The organism is Synechococcales cyanobacterium CNB (assembly GCA_030263455.1).
Lineage (GTDB): Bacteria > Planctomycetota > Phycisphaerae > Phycisphaerales > UBA1924 > CAADGN01.
Genome location: SZOZ01000002.1, coordinates 173,027 through 190,832 on the forward strand (window position 1 = coordinate 173,027; position 17,806 = coordinate 190,832).

Genomic DNA, 17,806 nt, shown 5'->3' on the forward strand with positions numbered 1-17,806 from the left:
CCCGCGGGAGCGCGCCGATGCACTGCCCCGACATCGTCGAACTCGAACGCTTCGCCACCGAGTCCCTCAGCCCGGAGTCCGCCGCGAGCCTCGCCTCTCACCTGCGCGAATGCCCCGCCTGTGCCGACCGACTCGTCGAGATCAAGGCCAACCTCACGGCCGCCGCGCCCATCTCGGGCATCCTGCGCGATACCGGCGTTCTCGCCGAACTCGGCCCCGGCGCACGGTTCGTCGAAGGCTTCCGCATCCTTCGCGAGATCGGTCGCGGCGGGTCCGGCGTCGTCTTCGAGGCCGAGCAGGCCAGCCCGCGACGAGCCGTCGCGCTCAAACTCCTCCGGCGATCGCCGAACGACAACGACGCACGCCACTTTCGCCGCGAGGTCGCCGCACTCGCACGCCTCGATCACCCCGGCATCGCCGCGCTCCACGCCGCGGGGGAGACGCCCGACGGGGACCGCTTCCTCGCCATGGAACTCGTCCGCGGCCTCCCGCTCAACGCCTACGCCTCCGAGCGCACACTCACCATCCGCGCCCGCCTCGAACTCTTCGCCGACGCCTGCGACGCCGTCGCCTTCGCGCACGGCCGCGGCGTCATCCACCGCGACCTCAAGCCCTCGAACATCCTCGTCACCGACGGCACCGACGGCTCGCCCGCGCCCAAGGTGCTCGATTTCGGCCTCGCCCGCATCCTCGAACACGATTCATTGACGCGCGGGGCGCCCCTCGGCGCAACACTCGCCGAGTTCGGCTCCATCTCCGGCACCCTCCCGTACATGAGCCCCGAGCAGGCCCGAGGCGACCCCCTCGCCGTCGACGCACGCACCGACGTCTACTCCCTCGGCGTCATCCTCTATGAACTCCTCACCGACCGCCTCCCCCTCGACCTTGATCGAACGAGCGTCACCGGCGCGATCCGCGCCATCTGCGAGCAGGCCCCCGCCGGCCCGCGCACGCTGCGCCCCGACCTGCCCCGCGACCTCGAGACGATCGCGCTCAAGGCGCTCGAGAAGGACCCCGACCGCCGCTACCCCTCCGCCGCCGCGCTCGCCGACGACGTGCGCCGCTTCCTCCGCCACGAGCCGATCTCCGCGCGCCGCCCAACCGCCGCCTACCACGCCGCCCGCTTCATGCGCCGCCACCGGCTGGGCGTGCTCGCCTCCACGCTCGCCTTCCTCGCACTCCTCGGCGCGGCGGGCATCGCCACGGCTCAGGCGGTGCGCGCCACCCGCAACGAGGCCCTCGCCCTGCACGAGGCCGAGACCGCACTCGATGTCTCCCGCTTCCTGCAGGACATCTTCGCCGCCGTCGAGCGCGGGCGACACGACATGACCCTCCGCGACGCCCTCGACGGCGCAACCCGCCGCCTCGACGCGGGCGCGCTCCGCGGCCGGCCCGCCATCGAGGCCCCCGTCCGCAACGCCGTCGGCAACGCCTACCGCGCCCTGGGACTGCTCGACGAGGCCGAGCGGCACATGACCACCGCGCTCGACATCGCACGACGCGAACTCCCCATCCACCATGAGCAGCGCATGTCCATCCTGAACGACCTCGGCCTCCTCTGCAAGGACCGCGCCGACTTCGCCGGCGCGGAACGCTACCTCCGCGAGACCGCCGAGGCCCGCGCGGCCGCTCACGGACCCGACGACCGGCGCACCGGCAAGGCCCGCGCCAACCACGCCGCCGCCCTCGTCGATCTCGGCGAACTCGACCAGGCCCGCGACGCGATGGCCGGCGCGCTCCGCTCCGCCCGCCGACACGAGGCCGACGACCCCGAGAACCTCGCCGCCTGCCTCAACACCCTCGGCAAACTTGAACACCGCCGAGGCAACCTCAGCGTGGCGGAGTTCCACCTGCGCGAATCGCTTGACCGCATCCACGACCTCCACGGGGACGAGCACCCGGCCGTCCCCGTGGTCACCATGAACCTCGCCGCCGTTCTTCGGGACCGAGGAGACACGAAAGCCGCACACGCGCTCTATCGGCGTGCCCTCGACCTCCGCGTCCGCCTCCACGGCCTCGACCACCCTGCCACCCTCGCCGCCGCTGCCGCGCTCGACGCGCTCGGAACGCAGGAACAAGGCGTGCCGGAGCCACGCCCCGGCACGCCCGCTGATGACGGTGTTGACGGCTCGGACTGACGCTTACGGGCAGCCCGCCGTGTAGGCGTTCAGGAAGGCGATGAAGTCCAGCGAGTTGATCACCGTGTCGCCGTTGAAGTCCGCGCGAGGGTCGTTCGCCGTGTAGGCGTTCAGGAAGGCGATGAAGTCCAGCGAGTTGACGACGGTGTCGCCGTTGAAGTCGGCGGGGCAGTCGTCGCCCTCATAGACCTCGTACAGGTACGTCATCCCGCCGTTGCCGAACGTGTTGGCGTGGACGGACTTCGCCCCGACGAGCACGTACCGCCCGTCGATCGTCATGTCCAGCCCGAACGGCGAGCCGATCGTGTCGACCGAGCCGATCTCGTTCAGCGACCGGTCGAAGATGCGCACCTCCGGCCTCGTGTTCACCGCGTCGCCCCACGACGCGACCGTGAAGATCGTGCCGTCGGAGTTCGCCTCCGCGCCCACCATCGAGTTCTGGAACCCGCCGGACCCGACGTACCCGTCCGTCGCGATCACCTGCCCGGTGCTGACGTCGATGACGCGGTAGTTGTTCGGCAGGTAGCCCTGCGCGTAGTTGTGGCTCGCCGCCACCGCGAACATCCCGTCCCCGCTCACCGCCATGCCCCATCCGAACCACTCGCTCGACCCGGTCCCGGTGTACGCGGTGCTCCACACGCCGCCGACCTCGCGGTCGATCCGGATGTTGAACCCGCCCGCCGCGATGACTTTCCCGTCGCGCGACAGCCGGTGGAACCCGCCCGCGCCGGAGACCGAGAACGAGCGCAGCGTCGAGAGCGTCGCCACCTCCACGAGTTCGGCCGTCGCCCCGTTCGTGAGCAGGAGCCGCGACCCGTCGTCGCTGAACTCCAGCCCGGAGACGTACCCCGACCGCGTGAAGCTGTTCATGACCGCGCCGGTCGCGCCGTTCAGGATGACGATCGTGCTCGTCGAGCCGTCGTACGCCGCCGCCGCCACGACCGAGCCGTCCGCCGACGCGTCCGCGTTCCGCTTGCTCGCGTTGTTGTTCGCGGGCGCGAAGGTGTGGGTCCAGATCGGCACGTTCCCGTTCGCGTTCGTGAACGCCCTGACGCGCACCGGCCCGCCGCTCGGGAACGAGATGACCACGCCGAGCGACGCGTTCTCCGCGCCGGCGACGCCGACCGAACCGGGGTCTTCGGCCACCATCGAGTACACGAAGTCCGGCACGCCCGTGCCGTTGGTCGTGAGCCTGCTCACACGCTCGTCGTTGAGGTTGTGCGCCAGCCAGCTCTCGTTCGTCGTGTCCCCCACCGCGACCGACTCCACGATCGAGACCGGGTCGTGAAGGGTCCACACGATGCCCGTCCGGTACCCCGCACCGGACGCCCGCTCCCAGCCCGCCGGCCCCAGCGTCCGCACCACCGACGAGCCGTCCGCGTCGTGACGGGCAACGTCGCGCGAAGACTGCCCGTGCGCTCCCGAAGCCAGAAACGCGGCAACGAACAATCCGCGCACCATCGATCGCATGGCAAACCTCCCTCTGTTCCTCGTCGGCTTCACGGCAGACCGCACGCCGCACGCCATCGTACAGGCGCCCGACACCCCGCGCCAAGATCGATCCGCGAGATCGCGGGCTTCCCGCGGGAAGGCCGGGGGGAAGGCGTGCCCCCCGCCCCGCCCGGCAGCGCGCACGGGGAGGAACGCGAACACGCCCGGCGGGTTCGGGGACGCGACCAACCAGGCCGATCAGGGACGAACGCCCGTCGAGCGGCGCAGCGTGCACGCGGATCACGCGGCGTGCGCGCCGCCACCGGAGGACCGCGCCGCCGGGAACCGGCCCGCTCAACCCTTCCAGGTGCTCTTGAACGCCGACAGCACGTCCTGGATCTTCTTCTCGAGGTCGGCGTTGAGCGCCCGCTTCTGGTTCAGCTCGTCCCACACAGGCTTGCCCGGCCCGTGGAAGTAGCTGAGCATCCCCTTCTCGAACTCCGCCACCCGATTCAGGGGCACGTCGTCGAGGTGCCCCTTCGTTCCCGCGTAGATCGAGATGATCTGGTCGGTCACCCGGTACGGCACGTACTGCGGCTGCTTGAGCAGCTCGACCATGCGCGCCCCGCGGTCGAGCTGCCGCTGGGTCGCCTTGTCCAGCTCGGTGCCCAGCTGCGCGAAGGCCTCCAGCTCGCGGAACGCGGCGAGGTCCAGCCGCAGCGAGCCGGCGATCTGCTTCATCGCCTTGACCTGCGCGTTGCCGCCCACGCGGCTGACCGAGATGCCCACGTTGATCGCCGGGCGCACGCCCGCGAAGAACAGCTCGGGCTCGAGGTAGATCTGCCCGTCCGTGATCGAGATGACGTTCGTCGGGATGTACGCCGACACGTCGCCCTCCTGGGTCTCGATCACGGGCAGCGCGGTCAGCGAGCCGCCGCCGTTCTCGTCGCTCAGTTTCGTCGCCCGCTCGAGCAGGCGGCTGTGCAGGTAGAACACGTCGCCCGGGTAGGCCTCACGTCCCGGCGGCCGCCGCAGGAGCAGCGAGAGCTGCCGGTACGCCACCGCCTGCTTGCTCAGGTCGTCGTAGATGCACAGGGCGTGCTTCGGCGTCCTGCCCTGCTTCCCCTGCCACATGAAGTACTCGCCCATCGCGGGACGCCGCCGCGTTCACCACGATGGTGTAGTCCATCGCCCCGTGCTTCTTCAGCGTCTCCACCACGCCCGCGACGGTGGATTCCTTCTGCCCCACCGCCACGTAGATGCACACCACCGCCTCCGGCGTGCCCCAGTACTGCTTCTGGTTGATGATGGTGTCCACCGCGACGGCGGTCTTGCCCGTCTTGCGGTCGCCGATGATCAGCTCGCGCTGCCCGCGCCCGATCGGGATCATCGCGTCGATCGCCTTCACGCCCGTCTGGAGCGGCTCGGTCACGGGCTGGCGTTCGGCGATGCCCGGGGCGATGATGTCGATCTTGCGGAACTCCGTCGGCTCGAGGGGGGGGCCGTCGTCGAGCGTCTGTCCCAGCGGGTTCACCACGCGGCCGAGCAGCGTCTCGCCCACGGGCACTTCGAGCAGCCGCCCGGTGCTCTTGACGAGGTCGCCCTCCTTCACCGAGAGGTAGTCGCCGTAGATGACGCACCCGACGGTGTCCTCTTCGAGGTTCATCACCTGGCCCATGACCGCGCCCTCGGCGGTCTGGAACTCGACCAGCTCGCCCGCCATCGCCTTGGCCAGCCCGTACACGCGGGCGATGCCGTCGCCGACCTCGACCACGCGCCCGACCTCGGACACCTCCAGCTCGGCATGGAACTGCTCGATCTCGCGCTTGATGACGCTGGCGATCTCGTTCGTCTTGATCTTCACGTTCACCCTCTCGGATGGCACCGACCGCCCGGACACCGGGCGGCCGCTCGGGTTGCGGGTCGGTCCCGGGCCGCGCGGTCCGGCCGGGCCACCACGATAGACCCCCGCCCGCCCGGTTTCTCACGCCGCCGACCCCCGCCCCCCCGCCGCCGGACGGACGACGGGCGTCGGTGGCCCGCCGACGGCGAGCGTCGATGCCCCGACGGCGGCCGTGGATGGACCAACGGCGACCGTGGATGGATCAACGGCGACCGTGGATGGACCAACGGCGACCGTGGATGGATCAACGGCGAGCGTGGATGGATCAACGGCGAGCGTGGATGGATCAACAGCGACCGTAGATGGATCAACAGCGAGCGTGGATGGATCAACAGCGACCGTTGACGGCGGTTCTCGAAGGTCCGACACGCTTCCCGCCCCCGAGAACGCGGTCGGACCTGCCGGAACCGGACGGCCGAAGGGCCGGAGGCAGCATCCGGGCAGGGAGCGCGCACAGAGCACGGAGCGCGGGCGGGGAGCGGCCCGCGCAAACCCGCGGCGAGACGCCGCCACCATCCCTCGCGCTCGGGCTTCACCGCCGAGGGGAACCGTGGGCATCTCGGCTTCCCTTCGCGCCGATCTCTGCGGGCCGCGGCCGCCGGAATCCCGGCATCGCGCTGGACTCACGCCGCCCGATCCGGTACCAGTAGGCAGACGCCGGGTCGGCTGCCGACCACGGCACGCCGCAGGATTCGAGGGAGAACCCGCATGTTCAGCCGCAGCACCGCTCGCGCCGGTCTTCTTGCATCCATCCTCATCACCGCCGCGGCCTCGGCCCAGTCGATCTGGCCCGACCCCGTCGTGCCCTACCGCGGCCCGGTCGAGGCGCCCGGCGTCATGGGCGGCTGGCACGAGTCCGAGGTCATCCTCCGCCTCGCCCCCGGCGCGACCATCGACGACGCCCTCGCCCACCTCGCCGCGTTCGTTCCCGGCCTCGACGCCGAGCGCCTGCGTCCGCTCTTCGCGGTCCCGCCCGCGAACGCGGGCCTCGCCGCGCGGTTCGAGCTCGACCGCGGGTGGATCGTGACGCTCCCCGAAGGCAACGACCCCGCGGATCTCGTCGCCCGGCTCAACGCCGACGCGGCCCGCGGCGGCGCGATCGAGCGTGCCGAGCTCAACGGCCTCGGCGGCATCCTCTCCACGTTCCCCAACGACCCCTCCTTCAACCTTCAATACGGCCTGCACAACACGGGGCAGACCATCAACGGCCAGGCCGGCATCGCCGACGCCGACATCGACGCGCCCGAAGCGTGGGACTACACCGTCGGCAGCGCGGGCGTCGTCGTCGCGGTCATCGACACCGGCGTCTCGTTCAGCCACCCGGACATCACGCCCAACCGCGTGCCGGGCTGGGACGTGCTGGACAACAACGCCAGCGCGGACGACAGCTGGCTGATCTCGCACGGCACGCACTGCGCGGGCATCATCGGCGCCCGCGGCAACAACGGCATCGGCGTCAGCGGCGTCAACTGGGTCGTCGGCATCATGCCCGTGCGGGTGCTCAACGACTTCGGCGCGGGGACGGAGGCCCAGGTGGCCGCGGGCATCGTCTGGGCCGCGGACCACGGCGCGCACGTCGCCTCGCTCAGCCTCGGCTTCCCGGGGCGCAGCGCGGTCGTGGACAACGCCGTCGCCTACGCCCACAACGCCGGCGTCGTCGTCGTGGCGGCGAGCGGCAACACCGCGGGGGGGACGATCGGCTCGCCCGCCGCAGCGCCCGAGGCCATGGCCGTGGGCGCGACGAACAACCGCGACCAGATCGCCTCGTTCACCACCACCGGCCCCGAGATGTCGGTCACGGCGCCGGGCGTGGACGTCTACTCGACCTGGGACACGCTCTTCAGCCCGAACACCTACTCCTACCAGTCGGGCACGTCGATGGCCTGCCCGCACGTCTCGGGCCTGGCCGCGCTGGTGCTGAGCGTGAACCCGGCGCTGACGAACGTCGAGGTGCGCGCGATCATCGAGTCCACCGCCGACGACAAGGGCGCGCCGGGGTGGGACGAGACGTTCGGGCACGGGCGCATCAACGCCCACGCCGCGGTGCTGGCCGCGCTCGCCCAGCCGTGCCCCGCCGACTTCAACGGCGACACCGTCATCAACACGCTCGACGTGCTCGCCTTCCTCAACGCCTACACGGCGGGCGAACCGGAAGCCGACTTCAACGGCGACACCGTCATCAACACGCTCGACGTGCTCGCCTTCCTCAACGCCTACACGGCCGGCTGCGACTGACGCCGCGTGCCTGGGCGCGGCATTCTCCCGGGTCCGCGTGAGCGGAGCGGCGGGCCGTCGCTGCGCACGTGTCACACGCCACGCCGGGCCGAGCCTGCAGGGGCGTTCCCGAACGTCGGCCCGCGCATCGCCGGGCCGGAGCCTCCCTCCGCGCCCGGAGGGAGTCTCGCCATGGTTCGCCACATCACGCACCGTCCCCGTCCTGTTGCCGCGCTCGGGCTTGCCTTCGCGGCGGGTCTCGCTCTCACGTCGGCCCGGGTTGTTGCGGACAACACGGGCGGCTCGGCCGTCGCGATCCAGGTCGACAAGAAGGACCAGTTCACCGCGAGGGGCCTGTTCCAATCTACCGACACGGACGATCCGAGGGACGGGATCAACCGGAACGGGGGCGGGGGCGTCTCGCTCGCCATCGTCGGGGTCAACTGGTCGTTCAACATCCATCACGTGGTGCACGGGTGGGACCTGGACAAGGACGGCGATGACACGAAAGCCGGCGTGGACGGAGCGGAGGCCGCGCAGGTCGGTGTCGGGGGCATGCACCTCGACGGCCCGCACGAAGGCGACGTCGATCCGAACACCCTCCCGCTCGTCCCCTCGGCGATCTCGCTCAACATCAAGTACGGCGAGGCGAAGAAGCTCGCCGCCTGGGGCATCACCCAGCACGAGATCGCCAAGGGGCCCCACTTCGACGGCTACGGCGTCGTGTCGATGGTGACGGCGACGCAGGCCCCTCGGCGCGTGAGCGGCGATGCCATCGTTCGCGCCAAGCACTCCAAAAACGCCGCGGACGTCGAGGCGCCGAGCGGGTGGCTCACGGCCGGCGCATCCCAGAACGCGGGCACCGTCTTGTACTTCGATCCGTTCATGAACACGCTCACCGTGGTCACCTCGGGCTTCGACATCCTGGACCGCGACGGCGGGCGCACGCTCGACGTCGATCCCGCGTACCGGAACGACCCGATCCTCAACGTCCCGATCGAGATCATCCAGATGCAGCTCGTCGGGCACCAGCCCGAGGTCGGCTGGATCTTCGTTCCCATCCTCCCGTTCCGCCTCCAGGGCTGGCACGACGGCTTCGGACTCGAGGGCACGCTGGGCCGACTCATCATCAGCGATCACAGGTCCGCCGGCGCCACCCTCTACGCTCCCTTCATGCACCTCTCCGTCGCCGATGGCGTCGCGGGCGATCCCGGATCCTCACCGTTCATGTCCGACCTCATGGACGTGAACATCGCCGGCGAGGGCCTGTCCGAGGAGCAGTGGATGGAGACCGTCGGACCGGGCATCGCCATCGTGCCGGTGGGCGACCTCGTCGCCGCGACGGGTGGCTTCACGATGCCAGCCTCCATGCCGGCCACGCTCCTCCTGACCGCTGTTCCCGCCGAGCCTGACGGCCACGCCTGCCCCGCCGACTTCAACGGCGACACCGTCATCAACACGCTCGACGTGCTCGCCTTCCTCAACGCCTACGTCGCGCTCGACCCGCGCGCCGACTTCAACGGCGACACCGTCATCAACACGCTCGACGTGCTCGCCTTCCTCAACGCCTACACGGCCGGCTGCGACTGAAGCCGAGACGTCCGCGGCTGATGCCGGCGAACAACCACACGGGGCGGGGCCTTTCCAAGCCCCGTCTCCTTTGCGCTTCAACCCGAGGCCCGCGCCCTCCACTCCGCTGTCAGCAGCCCCGCGAAGCCCCAGTTCTCCGTGTCGACCTCGTCGATCACCACGTGCGTGTGCTCGGGCTTCTTGCCCAGCACGCGCCCGAGCGTGGCCGTGATCTCGGACACGATCTGCGCCTTCTGCTCGCGGGTCACGCCGTCCTTGGTGATCCGCACGTTCACGTAGGGCATCCGCGATCTCCTCGCTCGTCGATCGTTCCGGGTGGAGGCCGCGCCGGCCCTCTCGCCACGCCGAACGCTACGCTCTCCGCGTGCGCTTCACCTTCCTCGGCACCGGCACCTCGGCGGGCGTGCCCGCGATCGGGTGCGCCTGCCCCGTCTGCTCCTCCGACGACCCGCGCGACCGGCGGCTCCGCACCAGCGCGTGCCTGCGCTGGACCGACCCGGGCGGCAGGCCGCGCACGCTCCTCCTCGACGCCGGCCCGGACCTCCGCCAGCAGGCCCTGCGCGAGCGCCTCGACCGTCTCGACTCGATCCTCATCACGCACAACCACGTGGACCACGTCTTCGGGCTTGACGAGGTGCGCCGATTCAACGCCGTGATGAACGCCCCCATCGACGTGCACGCCGAGCCGCGCGTCCTCGACGACCTGCGCCGCGTGTACCGCCACATCTTCGAGCCGGAGCGGAACGTGCAGCGGTCGTTCGTGGCCTCGCTCATCCCGCACGCCGTCGGCCCCGCCGAGCCGTTCGACCTGCACGGCCTGCGCATCACGCCCCTGCGCCTGCTGCACGGCCGACTGCCCGTCCTCGGCTACCGGATCGACGCAACTCCCCCCCTCGGCGCGCCGTTCCTCCCTCTCGCCTGGTGCACGGACGTCTCGGCGATCCCGCCCGAGACGTGGCCCCACCTGCGCGGCCTGGGCACGCTCGTCCTCGACGCCCTGCGCCACCGCCACCACCCGACCCACTTCACGCTGGGCCAGGCCGTCTCGGTTGCGCACGAACTCGCCGCCGGGCGAACGTTCTTCGTCCACATGAGCCACGACCTCGCCCACGCCGACACCAACGCCGACCTGCCGGAGGGCATGTCGCTCGCCCACGACGGCCTGACGCTCGGACCTGACGGGCCGCGACCGTAAGGGAATGGTCCTCTGGCGGTGTCGCGCGGTCAATCGCGGGCGGGAGGTTCAAACACCGAGTCGTCCGCCGCCACGTTCGCCTCTGCGCGCGCGAGCACGCTCTCGATTCGCCCGACCATGGGAATGTCCATCCAGACCCGGTGCGGCATGAGCACACCGCCCACGTCGCGCCAGTCCTCGTAGCGGTACGTCAGCGGATACGCCTGCCCGAACGCGCCGAACTGCTGCGTCTCCATCGAGACGGGCAGCCCGGTCTCGGCGTCCACCCGGACCGTCGCCGGCTTCGCACCGTCCCGTTCGAGGCGAACGGCGATCACGGCGCGCCCGTCCACTTCGCCCCGCGAATCCACGACGATGCGATCGAACGCCTTGCGCCAGTCGCCGGCCAGGGCGAGCGGGCTTTGCATCCGGGCCTGCAGAAACTGCTCGATGGTCAGGTCGCGGTCTGGCGCGGCCGTCGAATCGGACCATCCCCGCTCGCGCCCGATGATCGACTCGCTCCGTCCGAATCGGCCGAAGTCCAGCGCCATCCGGAACCGCCCGTCGGCCGCGGCGGTCGTGCTCTCGCGCCCCTCGATCCCGATGTTGATGAACCGCATCGTTCCCTCGACGCGCACGGTGCGAAGCCGCCCCTCGGTGTCCATCGACCCGCCACGCTGCACCAGCGCGAGCACCTCGTCGACAGTCGGCAGCCGGTCGCCCTCGCCCGGCTCGCTCACGCGCGGCATCAGGGTCTCACGCCCCGCCTGGAAGTGCGTGAGCGAGACGACCCGGCCCTGCTCATCGCGGTTGAAACGCACCCGGATCGCGTCGGTCGCCCTGAACGAGCGGACGCCCTCGGCGTCCGGGGGGTGCAGTTCATAGATCATCTGCCCGGGCACGTCGATCGCCAGCCGACCGTTGTGCAGCAGCACGCGGATCGTCACGTTCGCCTGCTCGTGGCGGTACTCGCCCGCGAACTCCTCGGCCTCCGCGGCCGTCATCTCGGGAGGAATCTCGACGCCCTCGCGCGGCGTCTCGAACGTCATCCCGCCCTGAAAGAGCGTCATGCCGACGACCTTGCCGTCCCGTTCATCGAAGCGCACCGCGATCTGGTCGGTGACCGTGAACTTCCGCTTCCCCTCGGCGTCCGGCGGAGCGAGCTCGAAGTTCATCTGCCCGGGCACGTCCACGAACAGCTTGCCCCCCTTGAGCGTGACCGTGAAGCGCGCGTCCTTGAAAGGCCCGAAGTTCGCCACGTACCTGCCCACGAAGCGCTCCGCGCCTTCCTCACCTTCCGCCGACTCGGAGATGTCGCCGAACAGCCCGCGGTAGACCACCTGCCTCGACGACTCCTGGAGCGGGCTGCCGAAGAGGTTCATCAGCAGCACGTACCCTGCGTTGCGCGTGGGAATCATCGAGACCTGGGCCGTGAACCCGTCGATCCCGCCCGCGTGCTCGACGACCGGCACGCCCTCCCAGTCGCGGAGCATCCACCCGAGGCCGTAGCCGACGCCCGGCGACATCTCGCTGTGCTTGTGCCACGTCTCTGCGTGCCTCTCCTCGCTGAGCAGCCGCACGCCGTCGATCTGGCCTCGCCCGAGCTGGAAGAGCACCCACCGGGTCATGTCGAGCACGCTCGCGTTCACCGAACCGGCCGGGCCGACCCCGTCGACACGGCGCATGGGCTGGTGCACCAGTTCGCCCTTTTCCGGGTCCCACATGTACCCACGCGCCATCTCCGGGTCGGCCTGCGCCGCCGCGTAGGTCGAGTTCGCCGTCACCATGCCCAGCGGTCCGAAGAGCCGATCCGCGATCAGGGTGTCCCAGTCTGTGCCCGCGGCGTGCGCCGCCGCCAGCCCGGCAGCGAGATACCCCACGTTGCAATACACGAACTTCTCACGGAGCGGGTTCAGGGGTTCCGCGCGCGCCGCCGCCGCCAGAATCTCCCGGCTCGTCGTGTCCAGCCCGTACCACAGCGGCTCCATCGCCGCCAGCCCCGATCGGTGGCTGAGCAGGTCACGGATCGTCGCCCGCGCGTTCAGGTCGTCATCCGCGAACCGGAAGCCCGGCACGCGCTCGCTCGCCAGGTCGTCGAAGCCCAGTTTGCCCTCGTCGGCGAGCATCGCCACCAGCGTCGCCGTCATCGCCTTTGTTGTGGACCCGACCGCGAACCTCGTTTCCGGCGTGACCTCGCGCCCCGCCTCGGCGTCCGCCACGCCGAACCCTCGCACCAGCACAACCCGCCCGCCCGCGATCACCGCCAGCGCCATCCCCGGCACGTGATGCTCGACCCGCTGCTCGTCGAGTCGGTCCGCGATCCAGTCCAGTCGCTCCTGCGGCGTCGGCTGCCGGGGCTGTGCCCATGCCACCTGCCCCAACGCGACGACCACGCCGCACGCCGCCCACACCGCACCGCGCCCGACACCACCGCGTCCACAGACCATGCCTCGCTCCTTTGTGCCTTTCCCCCTGAGACGTTGGGGATCGGCGGATGCTGCTTTCCAAACCCGCCCCCCCAAGACTAGCGGCTCAGCGGGCGGGCTCTGTATCCGGACGCCTTCACCCCGCCCGACCCCCGGTCTACCATCCCGCCCCATGGCGAAGACCCGCGAGATCAAGAAGCGCATCAAGGCGGTCGGCAACATCAAGCGGATCACCCGCACGATGCAGATGATCGCCACCGCGAAGTTCAGCGCGTCCCAGAGCCGCGCTCTGGCCGGCAAGCCCTACACCAAGGCCGTTTTCGACATCGTCGGCGAACTGGCCCAGTCCGAGGACGCCCGCGCCCACGCCCTCTTCAACGCCGACCGACCCGGGCAGGAACTCACCCTCGTCCTCACGAGCGACCGCGGGCTGTGCGGTCCCTACAACGGCTCCGTCCTGCGCACGGCACTCGCTCACCTCCGCGCCGATCCCGCGAACATGGGGGGCCTCATCGAGCTCGTCGGCAAGAAGGGCGTTGCGTTCTTCAAGTTCAACGGCATCCCCGTCGCCAAGCACCATACGGAGTTCGGCGACAAGCCCGAGTTCGAGCAGGTCGCCCGCCTCGCCTCCGACTACGTCTCGCGCTTCCTCGCGGGCGAGGTGCGCCGCGTCCGCGTGGTCTACATGCGGTACGTTTCGGCGGGTCGGCAGGCCCCCGAGATCATGCAACTTCTCCCGCTGCGCCCGCCCGAGAGCTCGGGCGAGTCCTCCGGTCCGCGGATCAACTACGAGTTCAGCCCAGAAGGCCCCGAGCTGCTGGATGCTCTGCTCCCGGCCGCGGTCAATGCGCTGCTCTTCCAGGCGTTCAACGACGCCATCGTGAGCGAGCACGTCGCGCGGATGGTCGCCATGAAGGCCGCGACCGACAACGCGGGCAAGATGGGCAAGGCACTCACCCGCCGCTTCAACCGCGCCCGACAGGCCCAGATCACCACGGAACTCACCGAGATCATCTCCGGCGCGGCCGCGCTCGAATGACGCACGGGTTCGGTGGTCGCCTCAGGCGCGGCGGACCTCGACTTTGCCGCCGGGGGCGTCCTTGATCGCGTAGCCCATCTCGGCCAGGCGGTCTCGGATCGAGTCAGCGCGGGCGAAGTCCCTAGCGCGCCGGGCTTCTGCACGCTCGCGGAGGAGCGATTCGACCTCGGGGGAAGGGTCCACGCCCACGAAGACGCCGAGGTCGGTGGCGCGAGCCTCGGCCCTGTCCAGCGCGAGCAGGCCCAGCACGGCGTCGAGCGTGCGCATCGTGTCGGCGTCGGCGCGCGTCGGACGGGGCGTGCGGCCGATCCACTCGTTCACCGACCCGATCGCGCCGGCGATGTTCAGGTCGTCGTGCATGGCGGCGGCGAAGTCGCGGGTGATGCGCTCGTCAGCGGCGCCCGCATCGGTCGCGGCGGAGGCTTCGTCGGCGAAGCGGCGCCAGCGAACGACGAAGCGGGCCGAGTCCTTCAACCCCTGCTCCGTGAAGTTCGCGTTCGAACGGTAGTGCGTCCTGATGAGTTCGAGGCGCACGGCTGCCGGTTCGTGCCCGCGTGCGAAGAGGTCGCGGGCCGTGAAGAAGTTGCCCTTGCTCTTTGACATCTTCTCGCCCTCGACGAGCAGGAACCGCGGGTGGAACCACGCCCGCGCGTAGAGCGGGTTGCCGGTGAAGGCGCACGACTGGGCAATCTCGCACTCGTGGTGGGGGAAGATGTTGTCCTCGCCGCCGGAGTGCAGGTCGATCTCGCCGCGGGCGTGGTCGGGGTCGAGGCGGGCGAGCGCCATGACGGAGCACTCGACGTGCCAGCCGGGGTAGCCCTCGCCCCACGGGCTGGGCCACTTCATCACGTGCGCGGGGTCGGACTTCCAGAGCAGGAAATCGGCGGGGTGCCGCTTCTCGGCCTGGTGAGCGGCGTCGACGCGCTCGCCCGCGCCCTCGCGCAGCCGATCCAGCGTGTTGCCGCTCAGCCGCCCGTACTCGGGGAACGACTGGACGCTGAAGTAGACGGTCTGCCGTCCGGCCGGGCCGACGGCGTAGGCGTGCCCCTTGGCGATGAGGCGCTCGATCATGGCGATCATGCCGGGGACGGAGCGCGTGGCCCGCGGCATGAGCGTCGGATCTCGGTCGGCGTCCTGCACGACGCGCAGGCCGAGTCGCCGCGCGTCCTCCTTGAAGCGTTCGACATAGAAGGCCGCGATGGCGTAGGGATCGTTCGGATCGACGGAAGCGCCAGGGGGGAGTTTGCCGGCCTTCTTGGCCTCGGCCAGCCGACGGGCCGCGGCCTGCATCTTGTCCTCGCCGCCGCCGTCGGCCGAGGCGTCGTCGGTCATGTGCCCCACGTCCGTGATGTTCATCACCTGCACGACCTGGCGCGGGCCGGGCACCCCCTCGGCGTCGTCGGGCGCGCGTGCCACGCGGCAGAGCGGCGACTCCAACCAGCGGCGGAGCAGGTCCGCGGCGAGGAACGAGCGGAAGTTCCCGATGTGCGCGTCGTCGTAGACCGTCGGGCCGCAGGAATAGAAGGTGATCCGCGTCGGATCGGCGGGCACGAACGGCTCGACGCGCTTGGCGAGCGTGTTGTAGAGGCGCAGCGGCATGGGGTGAGGGTAGGGAGGGAGTCGGAGAGTGACGGAGTGACGAAGTGGAGGAGGAGTTGCGGTCAGGCGTCGCCGGTCGTGGCTTGACCGTCGGCCTGAGGCCGCTCGTCTTCGGGCGGCACGGTCGCGTCGGCTGGGGCGGTGTCGCCGGCGAGTTCAACGCGCACGCGGCTGACGCGGGTCGGCTCGGCTTCGAGCACGGTGATGATGACGCCGTTGTGCCGCAGGCGTTCGCCCGCGTCCGGGATGCGGCCGAGTGTGACGGTGACGAGGCCGCCGACGGTGTCGTAGTCCTCGCTCTCGGGGAGTTCGATGCCGAGGGGTTCGAGTTCGTCGTTGGCGTCGGCGACGTGGACGCGCCCGTCGATCTCGGCCGCGCCCTCGAGAATGACGACCTCGGGAGCTTCGTCCTCGGCGGTCTCGTACTCGTCCTGGATGTCGCCGAAGACTTCCTCGACGATGTCCTCGATCGTCACCAGCCCGGCCGTGCCCCCGTACTCGTCGGCGACGATGGCGATGTGGACCTTTTTCTCCAGCAGTTCGCGCATCAACTGGCGGACGGTCTTCGTCTCGGGGACGAAGAGTGCGGGGCGGAGGATCGCGCGCAGGCTGAACGGCTCGCCGCGCTCGGCCGCCTCGGAGGCCATCCACCGGAGCAGGTCCTTCGCGTACAGGATGCCGAGGATGTGGTCGAGGTCTCCCTCGTAGACCGGCACGCGCGAGTGACCCTGGTCGCGCACGTACGCCTTCACCTCGGCGAGGTCGTCGGTGCATTCGAGCGCGTCGATCTCCGTGCGCGGCGTCATGATCTGCTCGACCGTGGTGGTACGGAACTCGACGACGGCCTCGATCATGTCGCGCTCGGTCTCGTCGAACTGGCCCTCCTGCCGACCCTCCTCCACCACCGAGAGGAGTTCCGCCTCGCGGGCCTCGGTCTCGGTCTCGTCGTCCTCGCCCGCGAGCCGCCGCACGATCTCGTCGAGGAAGCGCACGACCGGAGCGACCGGGCGCACCAGCGCGTGCGCCGCCCGCAGCAGCGGAGCGAACGCGACCGTGATCCGCTCGCCCGCGTGCTTGGCGATGCTGTGCGGCACGGCGAAGCCGACCAGCCAGATGAAGAGCGACGCCAGCCCAAGCCCGAGCGTGAGTTCCAGCGCTGAGGGGGGGGCGGTCGGGTCGCCGTGCTCCGGCGGGCGGAACGAGACGATCCAGAAGACCGACTCGACCGCCACGATGAGCGTGCAGAGGATGCGCGGCAGGTTGATGGCGAGCAGGTGGGCGTCCGCGTCGTCCAGGATACGGTCGATGCGCACGGCGGCGCGGGGCGAGCGACGCTGCGCCAGGTCCGCCAGCGCGGCGCGCGGCGACGAGCGCAGCGACATGTGCAGCGTCGAGAAGAACGCCGAGAGCAGCAGCGCGCCCAGCGCGATCCAGAATGCCCCGGGCCCCGTCACGGCCGCCCCCCCCCTCGTGCCGCGGGCGGGCGCGACGGGTCGAACGTCGCCCCCACCCCGGCCCGTTCGAGCAGTTCGTCCTCCAGCGCATGCATGCGCGCGGCGTCGGCCTCGTCGTGATCGTCGTGCCCGCAGCAATGCAGCGCGGCGTGGACCACGTAGAGCAGCAGTTCCCGTTCCGGCGTGTGCCCGTGCGCCGCTGCCTGCCGCTCTGCTTCGTCCAGGCACGCGAGCACGTCGGTGTCCAAGGGGCCGGCCGGGTCGTCGCGCAGGTCGAACGTCAGCACGTCGGTGGTGCCCTCAACGCCGGCCCAACGGACGTGGGCGGCCGCCATCTCGGCGTCGTCCACGACCCGCACCCGGACCTCACCTGTCAGCCGCAGCGGGGCGAGGGCACGCCGGGCGTGGTCGATGAGCCACTCGAGCCGATCCGCTCCGAGGCGGCCGGTCGCGTCCACCGCTTCCACGGCAAGCCCGCACGTCAGGCTCGGACTTCGCGGAGGCTCGGGCTGGGATGTCGGGGCGTCGTCCATCGGGAATCAGGCGGCGTGAATGGCCGGGGGAACTCTACGGGGGCGCGGGGAGGGGGGGAAGGGGGTGTACGCCTATCCGCGTCTGGAATCCCACGGCGTCGGCAAGCCTCCCATGACCCCTCTCGGCGCGGCGAGCGCTTCCGACGCCTCTGGCGGCGTCGCTCCCGGTTCCGCTGGCTCACGACGGCACGGACCTCGGCAGAGGAGAACGCACGTTCGATGAGCGTCGCCGCTTCCCTGAAGCGTCTGCTTTCTCGACGTCAACATGCGGGCGTTCCGTGCCTTCATTCGTCCAGAAAACGAAT

At 70.5% G+C, this 17,806-nt stretch carries 11 protein-coding genes and 1 pseudogene; 5 read left to right on the forward strand and 7 right to left on the reverse strand.

Annotation, left to right across the window (positions count from 1 at the left end; translation table 11 throughout):
- Nucleotides 1–17 precede the first annotated feature (17 nt).
- Nucleotides 18–2,138: a tetratricopeptide repeat protein gene (locus FBT69_02385; protein MDL1903644.1), complete on the forward strand. Its 2,121-nt coding sequence runs from the start codon at nucleotides 18–20 to the stop codon at nucleotides 2,136–2,138.
- A gap of 3 nt (nucleotides 2,139–2,141) precedes the next feature.
- On the opposite strand, the gene FBT69_02390 is transcribed toward FBT69_02385, so the two are convergent.
- Together FBT69_02390 and FBT69_02395 are read right to left on the reverse strand one after the other, a co-directional pair.
- Nucleotides 2,142–3,608, reverse strand: a complete 1,467-nt coding sequence (locus tag FBT69_02390) for a hypothetical protein (GenBank protein MDL1903645.1) — start codon at nucleotides 3,606–3,608, stop codon at nucleotides 2,142–2,144.
- A 315-nt stretch (nucleotides 3,609–3,923) separates the two neighbouring features.
- Nucleotides 3,924–5,433: pseudogene (locus FBT69_02395) on the reverse strand (F0F1 ATP synthase subunit alpha).
- A 747-nt stretch (nucleotides 5,434–6,180) separates the two neighbouring features.
- Here FBT69_02395 and FBT69_02400 point away from each other — a divergent pair.
- Together FBT69_02400 and FBT69_02405 are read left to right on the forward strand one after the other, a co-directional pair.
- Complete coding sequence (locus tag FBT69_02400; GenBank protein ID MDL1903646.1) at nucleotides 6,181–7,707, forward strand: hypothetical protein; 1,527 nt, start codon at nucleotides 6,181–6,183, stop codon at nucleotides 7,705–7,707.
- A gap of 171 nt (nucleotides 7,708–7,878) precedes the next feature.
- On the forward strand, nucleotides 7,879–9,276 hold the full coding sequence (locus tag FBT69_02405) for a hypothetical protein (GenBank protein MDL1903647.1): 1,398 nt from the start codon (nucleotides 7,879–7,881) through the stop codon (nucleotides 9,274–9,276).
- 77 nt (nucleotides 9,277–9,353) lie between these two features.
- Here FBT69_02405 and FBT69_02410 read toward each other — a convergent pair whose 3' ends face one another.
- Nucleotides 9,354–9,560, reverse strand: a complete 207-nt coding sequence (locus tag FBT69_02410) for a 4-oxalocrotonate tautomerase family protein (GenBank protein MDL1903648.1) — start codon at nucleotides 9,558–9,560, stop codon at nucleotides 9,354–9,356.
- 5 nt (nucleotides 9,561–9,565) lie between these two features.
- Here FBT69_02410 and FBT69_02415 point away from each other — a divergent pair, with 5 nt between their 5' ends.
- Complete coding sequence (locus FBT69_02415) at nucleotides 9,566–10,471, forward strand: MBL fold metallo-hydrolase (GenBank protein MDL1903649.1); 906 nt, start codon at nucleotides 9,566–9,568, stop codon at nucleotides 10,469–10,471.
- 29 nt (nucleotides 10,472–10,500) lie between these two features.
- Here FBT69_02415 and FBT69_02420 read toward each other — a convergent pair whose 3' ends face one another.
- Nucleotides 10,501–13,098 (reverse strand): beta-lactamase family protein, encoded by a 2,598-nt coding sequence (locus FBT69_02420; GenBank protein MDL1903650.1) that lies wholly within the window; start codon nucleotides 13,096–13,098, stop codon nucleotides 10,501–10,503.
- Between FBT69_02420 and atpG the strand changes: the two genes are divergently transcribed.
- The gene (atpG, locus tag FBT69_02425; GenBank protein MDL1903651.1) at nucleotides 12,896–13,915 is read left to right on the forward strand and encodes an ATP synthase F1 subunit gamma; all 1,020 of its coding nucleotides are present in this window, start codon (nucleotides 12,896–12,898) and stop codon (nucleotides 13,913–13,915) included. The two genes, FBT69_02420 and atpG, sit on opposite strands and share 203 nt — an antisense overlap.
- A gap of 21 nt (nucleotides 13,916–13,936) precedes the next feature.
- On the opposite strand, the gene FBT69_02430 is transcribed toward atpG, so the two are convergent.
- From FBT69_02430 to ybeY, 3 genes are all read right to left on the reverse strand, one after another.
- Entirely contained in the window at nucleotides 13,937–15,514 is a 1,578-nt protein-coding gene (locus FBT69_02430; GenBank protein ID MDL1903652.1) for a cysteine--tRNA ligase, read from the reverse strand.
- A 62-nt stretch (nucleotides 15,515–15,576) separates the two neighbouring features.
- Nucleotides 15,577–17,106 carry an HlyC/CorC family transporter gene (locus FBT69_02435; GenBank protein ID MDL1903653.1) on the reverse strand — a complete coding sequence of 510 codons (1,530 nt, stop codon included), beginning with the start codon at nucleotides 17,104–17,106 and terminating at the stop codon, nucleotides 15,577–15,579.
- Nucleotides 16,965–17,501: an rRNA maturation RNase YbeY gene (gene ybeY, locus FBT69_02440; protein ID MDL1903654.1), complete on the reverse strand. Its 537-nt coding sequence runs from the start codon at nucleotides 17,499–17,501 to the stop codon at nucleotides 16,965–16,967. The genes FBT69_02435 and ybeY overlap by 142 nt, the downstream gene beginning before the upstream one ends.
- Nucleotides 17,502–17,806 lie beyond the last annotated feature (305 nt).

What these genes read in the sequence shown, in the direction of transcription:
- FBT69_02420 (MDL1903650.1), bottom strand. Translation starts at nt 13,098, where the DNA reads ATGTTGCCGACCGCCTTGATGCGCTTCTTGATCTCGCGGGTCTTCGCC.
- atpG (MDL1903651.1), top strand. Translation starts at nt 12,896, where the DNA reads ATGCCTCGCTCCTTTGTGCCTTTCCCCCTGAGACGTTGGGGATCGGCG.
- FBT69_02410 (MDL1903648.1), bottom strand. Translation starts at nt 9,560, where the DNA reads ATGCCCTACGTGAACGTGCGGATCACCAAGGACGGCGTGACCCGCGAG.
- FBT69_02400 (MDL1903646.1), top strand. Translation starts at nt 6,181, where the DNA reads ATGTTCAGCCGCAGCACCGCTCGCGCCGGTCTTCTTGCATCCATCCTC.
- FBT69_02390 (MDL1903645.1), bottom strand. Translation starts at nt 3,608, where the DNA reads ATGCGATCGATGGTGCGCGGATTGTTCGTTGCCGCGTTTCTGGCTTCG.
- FBT69_02430 (MDL1903652.1), bottom strand. Translation starts at nt 15,514, where the DNA reads ATGCCGCTGCGCCTCTACAACACGCTCGCCAAGCGCGTCGAGCCGTTC.
- FBT69_02405 (MDL1903647.1), top strand. Translation starts at nt 7,879, where the DNA reads ATGGTTCGCCACATCACGCACCGTCCCCGTCCTGTTGCCGCGCTCGGG.
- FBT69_02385 (MDL1903644.1), top strand. Translation starts at nt 18, where the DNA reads ATGCACTGCCCCGACATCGTCGAACTCGAACGCTTCGCCACCGAGTCC.
- ybeY (MDL1903654.1), bottom strand. Translation starts at nt 17,501, where the DNA reads ATGGACGACGCCCCGACATCCCAGCCCGAGCCTCCGCGAAGTCCGAGC.